Origin of the sequence: Achromobacter sp. 2789STDY5608615 (assembly GCF_001298995.1) — a bacterium.
GTDB classification, from domain to species: domain Bacteria; phylum Pseudomonadota; class Gammaproteobacteria; order Burkholderiales; family Burkholderiaceae_B; genus Achromobacter; species Achromobacter insuavis.
Genome location: NZ_CYTY01000012.1, coordinates 113,726 through 127,763, shown reverse-complemented (window position 1 = coordinate 127,763; position 14,038 = coordinate 113,726). Strand labels below are relative to the sequence as shown.

Genomic DNA, 14,038 nt, shown 5'->3' with positions numbered 1-14,038 from the left:
GGGGAGTCCACGATGCGCATCCCTCGCTTCGCGCCGTCCCGCACCGTCCTTGTCGTCGCGCTGCTGATGGCCGCGGCCCTGACAACGGCCGCATGGCTCGGCCTGCGGCCGCAGTCGCCGCCCGCCGAACCCGATTTTCCTTCGGCAGAAGCAACGCCTGCGCCGGCAACGGCACCAGCCGGCCCGCCCTGGCGCTATGGCCGCGCCGATGCGCGCTTCACGGTGGTCGAGTACGCCGACCTCGAATGCCCGTTCTGCCGCGCCTACTTCGCAGTGCTCAAGCGCTGGATCGACGCGCACCCGGACGTGAGCTGGCAATGGCATCACCTGCCGTTGCCGTTGCACGAGCCGGCCGCGTCTGCCGGTGCGCGCCTGGTGGAGTGCGTCGGCGAGGCCGGCGGCCAGGCCGCGTTCTGGCAGGCCGCCGAGTGGGTCTACACGCACACCCGCGGCGACGGTCAGGGCCTGCCCGAGGGCCTGCGCTATCCCGACCTCACGCCGGCCGCGCAGCAGTGCCTCGACAGCGACCGCCCCGATGCGCTGATCCGCGCACAGTCGGCGAGCGCGGCGCAGGAGGGCATCAAGGTCACGCCCACGCTGCGCCTGCAGGATCGCCAGTCCGGCAAGACGCTGCTGCTGCACGGCCCGGTCGAAGGAGATGCCTTGCTGTCCGCGATCGACCTGCTGGCGGCCAGTGCAGCGGCCGAGCCCGCATCGAAGGAAATGCCTGCCGAGTCTCTCGGAGACATGCCCAGGTAGCCACGATCTTCAAGGCTACGACGCGGCTTGGCCGTGCTGATCGACCCCGTTCGCTGCGCATCCCTGGACGCGAACAGCCACTGTGCATGCGGTGGCGGATGCCCGCTCTTCTGCCGCTTGTTCTTCATCGTCCCCGGAGGGTTTGTCCCTCCCGGGACAGGCGTCCTCCGACTTCATCCCGTGGAGGTTCGCCATGTCCTATGTCGTCGCCGACTCGCGTCCCGAGTCGCTCAGCCTGATCGCCGCCCAGCACGAAGACTGGATCATCCGCCAGGCCATCGCCTTGCTGGAACAACGCATCTTCAAGGCCGGCCCGATGCTGAACAGTCCCGCCGCCGTGCGCGACTACCTGCATCTGAAGCTGGTCGCGGAGCCCAACGAGGTCTTCGCCGTCGTGTTCCTCAACTCTCAGCACCAAGTCCTCGCCTACGAGCCGATGTTCAAGGGCACGGTCGATCAAACCTCGGTGTACCCGCGGGTGCTGGTGCAGCGCGCCCTGGCCCTCAACGCCTCGGCGGTCATCCTGGCCCACCAGCATCCATCTGGCATGACCGTGCCTTCGGCCGCCGATCAGGCGCTGACCGACCGGCTCAAAGCCGCCCTGGCGATAGTCGATGTCCGGGTGGTGGATTACTTCATCGTCGGCAAGGGCACGCCGTACTCCTTCGCCGAATCCGGCCTGCTGTAGCGCCGCTGACCGCCTGGTCCCCGCGGGAGCCTCGGCTGCCGCTTTTCTTTCGCCTGTCTGCCCAAAGCGGAGCGCGCGCGGTGCGCATTCCTTGTCGCGGTTGGACTGCCTTCGGCGTTCGACTAGAGCCTTGCTCTCATTCCCAGGACGCCCGCCATGACGGCTCCCTTCTTGAAACCCATCCCGCGGCTGCGGTGTACGCGCATCGCCTGCGCGGGAGGGCTGCTGCTGTGCCTGCTCGGCCAGGACGCATCCGCAGCCGACGTGCTGGTCGTGACCGACAGCCGCCATCCCGTGCAGTCCGCATCCGGCGCGCGCGTGATCGAGCTGGATCTGCCCGAGCGCATCGAGGCCGAACTGGCCGCGGGCCTGCCTGCCGATCCGGGCCGCGCGGCCGCGCTCGTGCAGCAACGCCTGCGCGATGGCAGCCAGGCACTACAGCGCCGCATCGGCAGCGCCTACCAGGGCGTCGCCGATGCCTGGGGCTTGGGGCTGGCCAAGGTGCCTGCCGTGGTGGTCGATCGCCGCTACGTGGTCTACGGCGAGCCCGATGTCGCGCGCGCCGTGGCACGCATCGAATCACATCGGAGGGCACAGCCATGAACCGCCTGCTGTCGGCGTCGTCGCGCCGGGCCCGCCTTGCCATCGCTTCGGTGCTGCTCGGCGGCGCCGCTTCGAGCTTCGCGCTGAACACGGCTACCATCGTGTCCTCGGCCCTGTCGCCCGACTGCCTGGAATATCGCGTCGTCGGCATCTGCTACTGGCTGTTCTGCACCTGGACGGGCTGCACGGTGCGCACCTCGGTGAAGGTGCGCCACTACATTCCCGACGCGGTGGTGTCGAGCTACAGCAACACCGGCGAGAACCCGTGGATCGAGGTGCGCGCCATGAGCATGCCCAATCCCACGGCGCAGGCCGGCGGCGACGGGACGACGAACCACGACAACGAGAACAACCTGGCGAAGTTCAAGAACGCCGACGTGATCGGGCATCCCGGCGGTTCGGTGTTCAGCCAGTTCGCCAGCGCGTCCGGCTACGCCTGCCAGGGCGCAGGCACGGCCTTCATGCCGTACCTGCTGAGCACCCTCGACACGCTGGCCTGGCGCTACAACGTCCCGGAGATGGTGTACCCCGAGGCGGTGATCCCCGGCATGCGCGAGATCGGCGGCCGCACGACGCTCAACCTGTGGGGCAACGTCTATCCGCGCGGCGGCTTCCTGCATCAGACCGACGACTACAAGAGCGGCGCCGTCGTCGCGCAGCGCGCGGGCGATGTCGTCACGCGGCGCATGCAGCCGCACGTCTACCAGCCGCTGCTCGCGAGTTCGAGCGACGGCTATTGGCCGGCCGGCGCCCTGGTGGAGAGCGATGCCTCCACCGGCAAGTGGCAGGAGCTGACGCCGACCCTCTCCAACTCCTGCGCCGTGTTCCCCCACTCCAACACGCGCGTGCAGGCCCAGCAAGGCGACTACGCCTGGGCGCTGTGGCGGCCCTATGCCTGCTGCCAGCGCCGCGGGCAGGTCTTCCTCGGCAGCGTCGATTTCCTCTGAGGTATTCCGATGAAAGCGTCTCTCTCCCGTTTCGCACAGCGCGCCAGGCCCTACGCGCTCAGCATCGCGCTCGCCTGCGCCGTCACGGCCGCAGCCGGCGTCGCGTGGGCGCAGACCCGCATCAGCCCCACCGGCGTCGGCGTGAGCGGCAGCGTCATCGGCGACGACGTGCTCTACAGCATCGGCGGCGGCCGGGCCGTGTCCATGGGCGGCGCCGGGAACATGCAGAGCATCGGCGTGGGCATCGGCTGGAACAGCAACCTGATCTGCGGAAACATGAGCATCACGACGACGCTGCAGAACCAGTTGAACGGCCTCACCAATGGCTTTCAGCAGATCATGTCCTCGGTGATCCAGAGCGCCACCAGCGCCGTGGCGTCGCTGCCGGCCCTGATCATCCAGCGCGCCGATCCGGGCCTCTACAACCTGCTGACCAACGGCGTGCTGCAGGCTCGGCTCGATTTCGACCGCAGCAAGTTGACGTGCAAGGCGATGGCCAACCGGATGGCGGACATGGCCGGCGGCCAGGCCGGGTGGGATCAGCTCGCCGAAGGTTTCGCGCTGCGCGATGCGGTGAGCAGCACCGATGCGGTGTCCGCCGTCGAGCAGGCCGAATCGAACAAGGGCAACAACGGCGTGCCCTGGGTGGGCGGCGGCAACGCGGGCGGCTCGGGCCAGGGTTCCATCAAGGTGGTCGGCGACGTGACCCGTGCCGGCTACAACCTGCTCAACAGCCGCGGCGTCAGCGACACCTCATCCATCCCGCGCGCGTCCTGCGGCAACCGGCTGACCTGCCAAACTTGGTCCTCGCCGCAGGCCGCAGCGGACTTCGCAACCCGCGTGCTCGGCGAGCGCGAGCAACGCACCTGCGAGACCTGCACCAAGACGCAGACCACGCCTGGCGTCGGCCTGACGCCGGTGATCCAGGAAGAGTACGAGACCAAGCTGCAGGCACTGCAGGGCCTCGTGACGGGCTCGACGCCGATGACGGTGGCAAACCTCGAAGCCGCCGGCAGCAACTCGCTGCCGATCACGCGCGGCGTGATCGAGGCGCTGCGCGACGAGCCCGATCAAGACCTGCTCGGCAAGCGCCTGGCGTCCGAAGCCGCGCTGTCGAGCGTGCTGGAGAAGGCCCTGCTGTTGCAGCGCACGCTGCTGACCGGCAAGAAGGAGCCGAACGTCGCCGCCAACGAGCTGGCCGTGAAGGCGGTCGATCAGGAGAACAACGCGCTGGAGCAGGAGATCAACAACCTCAAGACCGAGCTGGAGCTGCGGCGCACGCTGGCCGGCAATTCGGCGATGGCGATCGTGCAGCGCCACGGCACCCGCGCCGCGGGCTCGCGCGGCATCTTCGAGGGCGACACGACGCGCGACCGGCTCAAGGAAGTGCAGAAGCCGCGGAGCGGGCCATGACCAGCCGGGCCTGGCTGCGGCCGGCACGGCTGCTCGGCCGCCGCGTCGGCATCGTGCTGCTGTGGGTGCTGCTGGTGGCGGGCATCGCGGTCGGCGTGAACGTCGTCGGCCTCCACATCGTCGGCAGCATCGACGGCTGGGAGCAGTGGCTGCGCGAGCACTCGGGCCACTTCCTCGTCTGGCGGCTGCTGCTCTACGCGGCGACGGCCTACGGCTGGTGGTGGATGCGTCGGCGCCTGCGCGAACGCGAGCCATTGGCCGAGACCCATCAGCGCCTGCTGCGCGCCGAGATCGCGGCCGTCGCCACCCTCGTGCTGCTCGAAGGCAGCCAGCTACTGCGCAATGGCTGAGCCCTGGAGAACGCCATGACGCTCAACACAACGGACTACCTGGAGTATTACCTGACCCTGGTCGGGTGGATCGTCAGCAACGGCATCTGGAACATCCTCGTGGCCAGCGGCGTATTCGCGCTGCCCTTCGTGGTCATGGTGGTGCAGGAATGGCTGCGCGCGCGGGCCGAGGGTGCGGACGAGGGCAACAAGGGGGTGCTGTCATCGATGCGCATCGAGAACCGCGTGTGGGTGGCGATCGTCGTCATCCTGTTCGCCGGCATCCCCTTCATTCCGGTCGACCTCAGCACCATCAAGTTCGACACGACGCGCTCCGCGCAATGCCAGGTCAGCGTCCCGCAGCCCACCGACACGGGCTGGTCGAACGCCTACACCACGCTCAACAACCAGAGCGCGCTGGTGCCGGTGTGGTGGTTCTTCATGCACGCCATCTCGAAGGCGGTGACGGGCGGCGCGGTGGCGGCCATCCCCTGCGGAACGGATCTGCGTCAGATGCGCATGGACGTGGATGCCACGCGCATCGATGACCCGGTGCTGGCCCAGGAGGTCGGCGACTTCGTGCATGACTGCTACGGCCCCTCGCGCGCCAAGCTGTTCATGTCTCGGCCCACGCTCTCCGACGAGCAGATGAATGACGTGACCTGGATCGGTTCGAGCTACTTCCTGAACAACGCGGGCTTCTACGACACCTACCACTCGAACACGCCACGCACGGCCTGGCCCTACGACGCGACGCGCGATGCGGGGCTGGCCCAGGTGGATAGCGGCGGGGGCTACCCCACGTGCCGGCAGTGGTGGTCGGACGGCGGCAGCGGCCTGCGCGCGCGCCTGCTGGCCCAGGTCGATCCCGACCTGCTGACGCGCATCGGCCGCTGGGCGGGCTTCCTGTCGCAGAGCGAGGTGAACGACTCGGTGATCCGCGCCGTGGTCTCGCCGCGGCAGCAGAAGATGAACCAGGGCTCGGTCTACACCGACTACGGCGGCCAGATCGAGAAGACGCTGCCCAACGTCGTGACGCGCGGCGCCGGCGACCTGGGGCTGACCATGGGCTCGCTGGGCTTCTTTCCGGCGATGGACGTGGTACGCCAGGCGCTGCCGATGGTGCTGTCGCTGCTCAAGATGGCGCTGGTGATCTGCATCCCGCTGGTGCTGGTCTTCGGCACCTACGAGCTGAAGGCGCTGGTCGCGGTGAGCTGCGTGCAGTTCGCGCTGTTCTTCGTGGACTTCTGGTTCCAGCTCGCGCGCTGGCTGGACAGCACGATCCTCGACGCGCTCTACGGCTGGGGGTTCGGCGCGAACCGGCCGCACAGCAACTTCGATCCGCTGATCGGCCTGAACAACGCCTTCGGCGACATGCTGCTGAACTTCGTCATGGCGACGATGTTCATCGTGCTGCCTACCTTCTGGGTGGCTGCGCTGGGCTGGGTAGGCGTGCGCGCGGGAACGGCAATTCAAGGGCTGGCGGCAGGAACCAGGGATGCCCAAGCTGCTGGCGGCAGGAGTGCGGGTGTCGCTATGAAAGCAGCGAAGTAACGCCTCTAGGCTTGCTCGTCTTCTGGATCGTGGGGGTCGATCCGGTAATCGTCATGGGTGTAGAGGCCGTACCCGGCAGGGCCGTATCGCCATTCCGGCTTGTGTTCCTCGTCGTAGCTCCCATCGTCGTTGCGGACTACCCAGGCGCCGACCAGCGCGAACGCAAGCAGCAGTGCCAGCCAGAACGCGGTGTAGAGCAGGACACCGATCGCAGCGAGCTTGACGGCCAGCAGCGCGGCCTTGGCAATGCCAGGCGCCCATCCCTGCGCGAGCAGCCAGCCCTGCGCCCGCCGATCCAGACGCGCGCAGCCTCTCCACGCCCGGCCCAGTGTCCGGCCGAGGCGTTCTGCGAAGGTGGTCTGTGCGGCGGTCTTCATGGTGGCTACCTCATGTTCATCCTGTCGTGTGGCTGTGATCCCTGTCCGTGTCGCGATTGAAACCTGTGCTGTTCTTCAACCGCGGTCTAGTCCTTGTCTGCTGCGCGCCAGTCGGCCTGGCTTGCGGCCACCAGCGCCGCCCAATCGTCCGGCGGGTTGCCGCGTCCCAACATCTTCTCGAACACCGCATAGGGGTCGGACTTGCTGCCCGACGACCGCAAGGTCTGCTCGTCGTTGACCCAGGCGAACACGATCGCCTTGGCCTTGGAGTCGAAGCGGAAGAACAGCCGGAACCGCCTCCCGATCTTTGCGCGCCGCCAGTGCCGGTAGGCCGGCCCCAAGGTGTTGCCCTGGCGGAATTCGTCGCGCGCAGGATCGCTCGGCACGACATCCATGATCAACTGGCTCAACGCCCGGAACAGCTTGACGTTGGCGTTGCTCTCGAACCCCTGCGGGTCGTTCTGTTCGGCCCGTTCCGCGGCCGCGTGCAGCTTGCGCAACTGCTCGATCACGCCCTCGTGGAACAGGAGCGTCCAACCGTGCCGCTGCATCAGAGCGCCACTTCGCCTTCGATGTCTTCATCGAGGTTCACCGCGTGGTGCGCGTTGGCCAGCATGGCCCGCGCCAGATCGTCCGGCAGGGACTGGACGTGCCGCCCGGCCCGGATGTCCGCTTCCAGCAGCCCCAGGAAGGCGCCGATGGCCGGGTCTTCATGGTCGGCGTCGGCGCGGGTCACGACGACTTCGCCGCCGCGCAGGTCGAACGCCACCTTGCCGCCGGTGTCCACGCCCAGCGCTTGCCGGATGGACTTGGGCAGCGTGATCTGACCCTTGGAGGTCAGCGTCGCGACTTCGTGGATTTCGGGCATGGCGGCACTCCTGATGGCAATGCCTGGATGGTAAGGAAATTTCCTTACCTTGTCAATCTGGGTGTGCATGGTGCTCCGTCCGGTCGATGAAACGGCTCCATCGTAGGGGCGGCACAGCCAGCCTTCCCGCATCAATCCGACTTGGGCCAAACCCGCATTGGTTGTGGTTCGGCAGGCGTCGTTGCCCTATATCCAAAGGTTTCCGTAAAGGCCAAAGGGCTGGGGAAGGGGCAAGGGAATGGGGCCAAGGGGAAAGGCCCTACCCGAAAAGGCCAAAAGGCTCTCCCGACCGGCCCGCCGTCTGGGGTTCGCCATGCTCTCGCTGTTCCAACGCAAACGGGTGCCACCTGCCGCCAGTGCGCCACCGCCCAAACCTCCCGCCGAGCCCGGCAAAGGGCTGATGCGGCCGGAGCCGGCCGCATCGCTGCTGGCGACGCCGCGCCGGCAGAAGCTGCTGGAACACATCTGGCAGCGCACCTCGCTGTCGCGCCGGCAGTTCGCCACGCTGTACCTCGCCCCGCTGGAACGCTACGCCGAGCTGGTCCAGCAATTCCCCGCGTCGGAGGCCCATCACCACGCCTATCCGGGCGGCATGCTGGACCACGGCCTGGAGATCGTCGCCTACGCGCTCAAGCTGCGGCAGTCGCATCTGCTGCCCGCCGGCGCCACGCCGGAGGCGCAAGCCGCCCAGGCCGAGGCCTGGACCGCAGGCACCGCCTATGCTGCGCTGCTGCACGACATCGGCAAGATCGCGGTCGACCTGCACGTCGAGTACGCGGACGGCACGGTCTGGCATCCCTGGCACGGCCCGCTGCGGCGGCCGTACCGCTTCCGCTACCGCAGGGAGCGCGAATACCGGCTGCACAGCGCCGCCACCGGGCTGCTCTACGCCCGGCTGCTCGATCCGGGCATCTTCGACTGGCTCGCCGACTACCCCGACCTGTGGGCCGCGCTGCTGTACGTCCTGGCCGGCCAGTACGAGCACGCCGGCATGCTCGGCGAACTGGTCGTGCAGGCGGACCAGGCATCCGTCGCCCAGGAACTCGGCGGCGATCCGAGCAAGGCCCTGGCAGCGCCCCGGCACGCACTGCAGCGCAAGCTGCTCGATGGCCTGCGCTACCTCCTGAAGGAAGAATTCAAGCTGAACCAGCCCCAGGCCTCGGATGGCTGGCTGACCCAGGACGCGCTCTGGCTGGTGAGCAAGACCGTCTCGGACAAGCTGCGCGCGCATCTGCTGTCGCAGGGCATCGACGGCATCCCGGCCAGCGACACGGCGGTGTTCAACGTGCTGCAGGATCACGGCATCGCCTTGGCCACACCGGACGGCAAGGCGATCTGGAAGGCCACCGTCACCAGCGATGCCGGCTGGTCGCACAGCTTCACCTTCCTGAAACTGTCTCCGGCCATGGTCTGGGATGCGGCCGACCGGCCGGCGCCGTTCGCGGGTCGCGTGCAGGCCGACGAGGAACAAGGGGCGCCGACACCGCAGGCACCGGCATCCGAAGCGCCAGGCTTGGAAAGCGCCGATACGGCGCCACCAAGCATCGCGCCGACCGTCCCTATGCCCACCGACAACGGCGTGGCTGCGCTGCTCGATCTGCTGAGTGACACGGCCCCACCCGTAGCGCCGGAGGCCCCGAGCGAACCCGAGCCTGCCTCGCCACCGGCGCCTACGGTGCTGCCGCAGATAAGCCTCGCGCCATTTCAGGATCGGCCGGAGCCATCCGGCGAGCATTTCATGGCCTGGCTGCGTCAGGGCATCCAGACGCACAAGCTCATCATCAACGACGCCAAAGCCTTGGTGCACAGCGTCGCCGGAACGGCCTACCTGGTGAGCCCCGGCGTCTTCCAGCGCTATGCGCAGGAACATCTGCAAATCGCCGCACTGGCGAAACCGGAGAACCTGGAGGGATGGCAGTGGGTGCAGAAGCGTTTCGAGAAGCTAGGCCTGCACCGCAAGCAAGCCAGCGGGCTGAATATCTGGACCTGCGAAGTCACGGGGCCGCGCAAATCCAGGCGACTGCACGGCTACCTGCTGAGCGCTCCCGAAGCGCTGTTCCAGGAAATGCCTCCGGACAATCCATACCTGCGCCTCCTCACCGAGGCCGTAAAGCGCGAAAATTCAGCCGCCGGTAATAAGAACGACAACGAACAGGGGTAGACAAGGAGCCACGGCGCGGGCCGGCTTCAGTCCGCTGATTTAGGCGGAGCCGTCTCTGCCAGCTTGGCTTCAGTCAGCGCCATCAAGTGGGCAGAACTGCATTTCAGCGCACGGGCGATTTTGAGAATGAGGGGGAGCGTGGGGACATGCTCGCCACGCTCGATCTTTCCCATGTGCGAACGCTCGATTCCTGACAGATGAGCCAGCGTTTCCTGGGCGATGCCTTGACTGGTTCTTTCTTCGCGCACGGAGGCCCCAAACGCGATGGCTGGTTCCGCTTCGTAGGTTGTTGTCCCGGTGGGCCGGCCTCTTTGAATCGAACGCTTTTGCATTGCCAAAAGCGTCGAGGATTGACACGATATAAACCACGTTAAACTTAACTCAATAGAAGCGACTTCATCGGTCGCCGCGAGTTCACTGCCTGGAGGAACTGGACGTGAAATCGAGCGATGCCTCCACTGAAATCCGGGTGGCTGTGCTCGGCGAGTGGGTGCCTTCACCGCTTGCCGACTTGCTGGCGTTGCAGCGCGCCGAAGAGCCAGAGACCGCCACCGCCTTGATCGGATGCAGTTCCACAGCGCAGGCGCAGGAACTGCCGCACGATAACTTTGACTTGGCCCTGTCCACAGCCGCCTGGGAGTGGCCAGGCTGGGTGTGCGAGCCGTTGTGGCATGACACGCTGGCAGTCGCCGTCGCCAAGCGCTCGCACCTGCTGTCCTACCGTGAAGTGCCTCGCCAAGAGCTGCTCAAGCAGCCGTTGATCTGCGCGCAGTCAACGGCCGACGAGCCGTGGCGCGCGGTGGCGCATGGCCTGGTCGAGGATGCACCGCAGGGCCATGAGCAGACCGTCAGCACCTTCGACATGGCGATGACGCTCGTCTCCGCGGGCTACGGCATTGCCGTCGCACCCGCCGCGAGACTGACCTGCTACCTGCGTCGCGGCATCGCCGCGCGGCCATTGGCTGGCGCACCCATCATCGTGATGGCCTACCTGCTTCGCCCGTCCTCGTCCTTGACCGAGCCCCAGGAAAGATTCGCCCGCCGCGCGCGCTCCGTGTCCTGAGACAGGGGCGCGCACTGCTGGGCGCTGGCGCGCTACGCAAACGCCACCTGCTGCGGGGACCACTCGCTTTCCTTCACCGTCGTGCTCACCGCCATGATGATCTTGTCGAGATTTGTGGCACTGACGCTTTCCAGAGCCGAGCCGCCGCGCAGCTTCGCGCGCGGCTGCAGGAGCGCGTTGTAGATCTGCCAAGGGTCGGCGCCCCTGGTCAGCTTGAGGACCGCCTGGATCAGCGCGTGCTTGACCGGATCGAGATGCCAATCCGGCACGCGCTGACCACGGTTGCCCAGGTTCAGCGCCAGCAGGTTGCCGGCCTTGATCTCGTAGCTGATCCACCGGCGGGACTTGCCCGCCATCTTCGCGTACTCGGCGACTGGCAGGTTGTGTGGTGCCTCGAAGACATCGACCAGTTCCATCCGCTGGCGCTGTATGTCGGACAGCGGTTCCTCCATGACGGAACGCGGCAACGGCACTGCGGGCAGCCGATGCGTCTCGGCTGACACCAGTGGCATCGCGTCTCCCGGCCTGGTCACGATCAGGAGCGGCGCCGACGCGGCCGCTGGTTTGGGTGGCGCACTCGCGGCTTCCTCATCCGAGAGGACGGGCACGCCCTCCAAATGAATGGTGAGCGGCATGCTCGCTGCCTCGACCATGTTCTGCTCGAAGAGATCGAGCCGGTCGGCCCAATCCTGCATCATCCGCCGCCGCTGCTCGACGTACTCGGCGTGGTTGTAGGTGGCACTGACCTTGTTGGGATCGACGTGCGAGAGTTGCGCGTCCACCCACACCTTCGGGTAGCCGATCTCGTTGAGCGCGGTGGACATCGTGCCCCGGATGCCGTGCCCGGTCAGCAGGTCGCGATAGCCCATGCGCTTGAGCGCGCCGTTGAGCGTGTTCTCGCTCATGCGCTTCTTCAACTCGCTGTCGTGGCGGAACAGATAGTGCTGGGCCGGTTTGAGCTGTTCGAGCAGGTGCCGGACGATCTCGATGGCCTGCACCGACAGCGGCACGATGTAGGGTGGAATGTCCTTGGGCAACTGGCGCTTCCTGCGCATGTCCACCTGGAGCTGCTTCACGACCTCGGGCGGGATGATCCAGAGGCCCCGATCGAGGTCGAACTGATCCGGCGTCGCCAGGCGCAGCTCGCCCGTGCGCACGCCGGTGAATAGCAGCAGCCGCAGACCGAGCTGGGTCTGCAGCCGGCCACGATACTTGCGCAGGCGCTGCAACAGCTTCGGCAACTCGGCCATGCGCAGGAACGGGTTGTGGTTCACCGGGGGCAGCGGCAGCGCCACCACGTCGAGGTCGGAAGCCGGGTTCTGCTCCAGGCCCGGCACGACCACCAGCGCGTAGCGGAACATCTGGTTGAACCACGTCCTGACTTTCTCGGCGACGGAGAGCGCCTTGCGCCGCTCGATCCTGGCGATCACTTCCAGCAGGTCAGGGCGTTTGATGTCGTAGATCGAGCGCTTGCCCAGCAAGGGCAGCACATCCTTGGCGAAGACGCGAGGGAGGATCGAGAGGGTGGTCTGCCGGCCCTTCTTGAGGCCGCGTTCGCGGTGGGCAAGCCACTTCTTGTAGATCGCCTCGAAGGTGTTTTCACCGGCGAGTTTGACCGCGGCGCGCTTTTGCTTGCGGTGAAGGCGCGGGTTGATGTCCTTGGCCACCAAGGCGCGCGCCTCGTCACGCAGGGCGCGTGCCTCACGAAGGGACACCTCGGGATAGGTGCCCAGCGACATGCGCTTGGGCTCCTTCATCCAGTAGTAACGGAAGTGCCAGCTCTTGCTGCCCGTGGCCGTCACGGCCAGGGAGAGACCATCGATGTCTGGAAGTGTGTAGGCCTTGCCGGTGGCTTTGGCTTGGCGGACCACCAAGTCTGAGAGTGCCATGCTCTAGCTCCTGAACATGAGTCAGGAACCAGATGCTTAACCCATCGACCTCAGCGCCCTAGCAACAATCCGGAAGCCGTCGTGCCCGCAAAAATGGACACAAAAATGGACATAAACGTCGTGGCTTCAGGTGGATTTCCGTGGAGCCCACTGGAACATCGAGGTGTCGAAAACTCAACCAGAATCAACGACTTACGATGCCTCTTGGACTTCCTCAGAATTCCCTGGAACGATGCAGTGGAGCGGGTGAAGGGAATCGAACCCTCGTATGAAGCTTGGGAAGCTGCCGTTCTACCATTGAACTACACCCGCTCGGGTGTCGTGCCCTGGCGCAAGACCAGGGCAGAGGCGAGGATTATAGCCTGGGTTTTACCCCCACAGGCCGCCCCCCTCAATTGGCCGTGATGCCCGCCGCCTTGACCACCTTGCCCCAGCGGTCCAGCTCGGCCTGGGTGTAGTCGCCCAGCGCCTTCGGCCCCATGAATTCGGCCTCGGCGCCCTGCTCGGCCGCCTTCTGGCGGAAGGCGTCGGTCTGCATGATCTTCTGGATTTCACCGGCGATCTTGTCCACCACCGGCGCCGGCGTGTCCTTGGGCGCGTACATGGCGAACCAGGACGAGACGATCAGGTCGGGATAACCGGCCTCGGCGGCGGTGGGCACGTCCGGCAGCGACGCCAGGCGCGTGTTGCCGGTGACGGCCAGCGCGCGCAGCTTGCCGGCGGCGATCTGGCCGAGCAACGGCGGCGGCGTGGTGATGGTCATGTCGACGGCGCCGCCGAGCAGGTCGTTCAGCGCGGGGCCGGCGCCCTTGTACGGGATGTGCGTGATCTGCGTGCCGGCCATCTGGTTGAGCAGTTCAGTGGCGACCTGCTGCAACGAACCATTGCCGGACGAGGCGTAGTTGAGCTTGCCGGGGTTGGCCTTGGCGTAGGCGACCAGGTCCTTGAGCGACTTGATCGGCAGGTCCGGCCGCACCACCACGACCTGGGGCGCGGACAACACGTTGGCGACGGGCGCGAAGTCCTTGATCGGATCCCAGCCGGAGGTCGGCGTGACATGCGGGGTGATCACCTGGAAGCCCGAATACTGCAGCAGCAGCGTGTAGCCATCGGGTTTGGCGCGGGCCACCGCCTGGGCGGCGATGCCGCCGGAAGCGCCCGGCTTGTTTTCGACGACGACGCTCTGGCCCAGGGCTACGCCCAAGGGTTGGGCGATGAGGCGGGCGGCGATGTCGGTGGTGCCGCCGGGCGCGGCGGATACGATCAGCGTGACAGGACGATTGGGAAAATCCGCCTGCGCGTGGGCGGCGCCGGCGGCGGCCAGGCCCAGCGCGACGGCGCAGGCGCGTAGCGCGGGAATGGAACGGAAGGGGGTCATGCGGTTGTC

The 14,038-nt window shown here is 66.8% G+C and carries 15 protein-coding genes and 1 tRNA gene; 9 read left to right on the top strand and 7 right to left on the bottom strand.

Features of this window, described 5'->3' with window-relative positions:
• Positions 1 to 12: 12 nt before the first annotated feature.
• From AOZ49_RS12840 to AOZ49_RS12810, 7 genes are all read left to right on the top strand, one after another.
• A complete protein-coding gene (locus AOZ49_RS12840; protein WP_003454752.1) occupies positions 13 to 759 on the top strand; it encodes a DsbA family protein in 747 nt (248 codons plus the stop codon).
• Between the two features lie 193 nt (positions 760 to 952).
• Positions 953 to 1,447, top strand: coding sequence for a JAB domain-containing protein (locus tag AOZ49_RS12835; RefSeq protein WP_004265610.1), 495 nt, complete (start codon positions 953 to 955; stop codon positions 1,445 to 1,447).
• 156 nt (positions 1,448 to 1,603) lie between these two features.
• The gene (locus AOZ49_RS12830) at positions 1,604 to 2,050 is read left to right on the top strand and encodes a TIGR03757 family integrating conjugative element protein (RefSeq protein ID WP_003454745.1); all 447 of its coding nucleotides are present in this window, start codon (positions 1,604 to 1,606) and stop codon (positions 2,048 to 2,050) included.
• Positions 2,047 to 2,997 (top strand): TIGR03756 family integrating conjugative element protein, encoded by a 951-nt coding sequence (locus AOZ49_RS12825; protein WP_003454742.1) that lies wholly within the window; start codon positions 2,047 to 2,049, stop codon positions 2,995 to 2,997. The genes AOZ49_RS12830 and AOZ49_RS12825 overlap by 4 nt, the downstream gene beginning before the upstream one ends.
• Before the next feature lie 9 nt (positions 2,998 to 3,006).
• Positions 3,007 to 4,410 (top strand): integrating conjugative element protein, encoded by a 1,404-nt coding sequence (locus AOZ49_RS12820; protein ID WP_003454739.1) that lies wholly within the window; start codon positions 3,007 to 3,009, stop codon positions 4,408 to 4,410.
• On the top strand, positions 4,407 to 4,760 hold the full coding sequence (locus AOZ49_RS12815) for a hypothetical protein (RefSeq protein ID WP_004265620.1): 354 nt from the start codon (positions 4,407 to 4,409) through the stop codon (positions 4,758 to 4,760). Before AOZ49_RS12820 ends, AOZ49_RS12815 begins: the two co-directional genes overlap by 4 nt.
• Positions 4,761 to 4,775: 15 nt before the next feature.
• Positions 4,776 to 6,293 (top strand): conjugal transfer protein TraG N-terminal domain-containing protein, encoded by a 1,518-nt coding sequence (locus tag AOZ49_RS12810; protein WP_054475718.1) that lies wholly within the window; start codon positions 4,776 to 4,778, stop codon positions 6,291 to 6,293.
• A gap of 5 nt (positions 6,294 to 6,298) precedes the next feature.
• On the opposite strand, the gene AOZ49_RS12805 is transcribed toward AOZ49_RS12810, so the two are convergent.
• From AOZ49_RS12805 to AOZ49_RS12795, 3 genes are all read right to left on the bottom strand, one after another.
• A complete protein-coding gene (locus AOZ49_RS12805) occupies positions 6,299 to 6,670 on the bottom strand; it encodes a DUF3742 family protein (RefSeq protein WP_003454730.1) in 372 nt (123 codons plus the stop codon).
• A gap of 86 nt (positions 6,671 to 6,756) precedes the next feature.
• Positions 6,757 to 7,221, bottom strand: coding sequence for a type II toxin-antitoxin system YhaV family toxin (locus AOZ49_RS12800; protein WP_003454727.1), 465 nt, complete (start codon positions 7,219 to 7,221; stop codon positions 6,757 to 6,759).
• Entirely contained in the window at positions 7,221 to 7,538 is a 318-nt protein-coding gene (locus AOZ49_RS12795; protein ID WP_003454724.1) for a type II toxin-antitoxin system PrlF family antitoxin, read from the bottom strand. Before AOZ49_RS12795 ends, AOZ49_RS12800 begins: the two co-directional genes overlap by 1 nt.
• A gap of 313 nt (positions 7,539 to 7,851) precedes the next feature.
• Here AOZ49_RS12795 and mobH point away from each other — a divergent pair, with 313 nt between their 5' ends.
• Positions 7,852 to 9,699, top strand: a complete 1,848-nt coding sequence (mobH, locus tag AOZ49_RS12790) for a MobH family relaxase (RefSeq protein WP_054475716.1) — start codon at positions 7,852 to 7,854, stop codon at positions 9,697 to 9,699.
• Positions 9,700 to 9,725: 26 nt separating this feature from the next.
• On the opposite strand, the gene AOZ49_RS31735 is transcribed toward mobH, so the two are convergent.
• Entirely contained in the window at positions 9,726 to 10,031 is a 306-nt protein-coding gene (locus AOZ49_RS31735; protein WP_003454714.1) for a helix-turn-helix domain-containing protein, read from the bottom strand.
• A 104-nt stretch (positions 10,032 to 10,135) separates the two neighbouring features.
• Here AOZ49_RS31735 and AOZ49_RS12785 point away from each other — a divergent pair, with 104 nt between their 5' ends.
• The gene (locus AOZ49_RS12785) at positions 10,136 to 10,762 is read left to right on the top strand and encodes a LysR substrate-binding domain-containing protein (protein WP_003454711.1); all 627 of its coding nucleotides are present in this window, start codon (positions 10,136 to 10,138) and stop codon (positions 10,760 to 10,762) included.
• A 32-nt stretch (positions 10,763 to 10,794) separates the two neighbouring features.
• Here AOZ49_RS12785 and AOZ49_RS12780 read toward each other — a convergent pair whose 3' ends face one another.
• From AOZ49_RS12780 to AOZ49_RS12770, 3 genes are all read right to left on the bottom strand, one after another.
• Positions 10,795 to 12,651, bottom strand: coding sequence for a tyrosine-type recombinase/integrase (locus AOZ49_RS12780; protein ID WP_004265627.1), 1,857 nt, complete (start codon positions 12,649 to 12,651; stop codon positions 10,795 to 10,797).
• A gap of 238 nt (positions 12,652 to 12,889) precedes the next feature.
• Positions 12,890 to 12,963: transfer RNA gene (locus tag AOZ49_RS12775), tRNA-Gly, on the bottom strand.
• A 79-nt stretch (positions 12,964 to 13,042) separates the two neighbouring features.
• A complete protein-coding gene (locus tag AOZ49_RS12770; RefSeq protein ID WP_054475714.1) occupies positions 13,043 to 14,029 on the bottom strand; it encodes a Bug family tripartite tricarboxylate transporter substrate binding protein in 987 nt (328 codons plus the stop codon).
• Between the last annotated feature and the right edge of the window lie 9 nt (positions 14,030 to 14,038).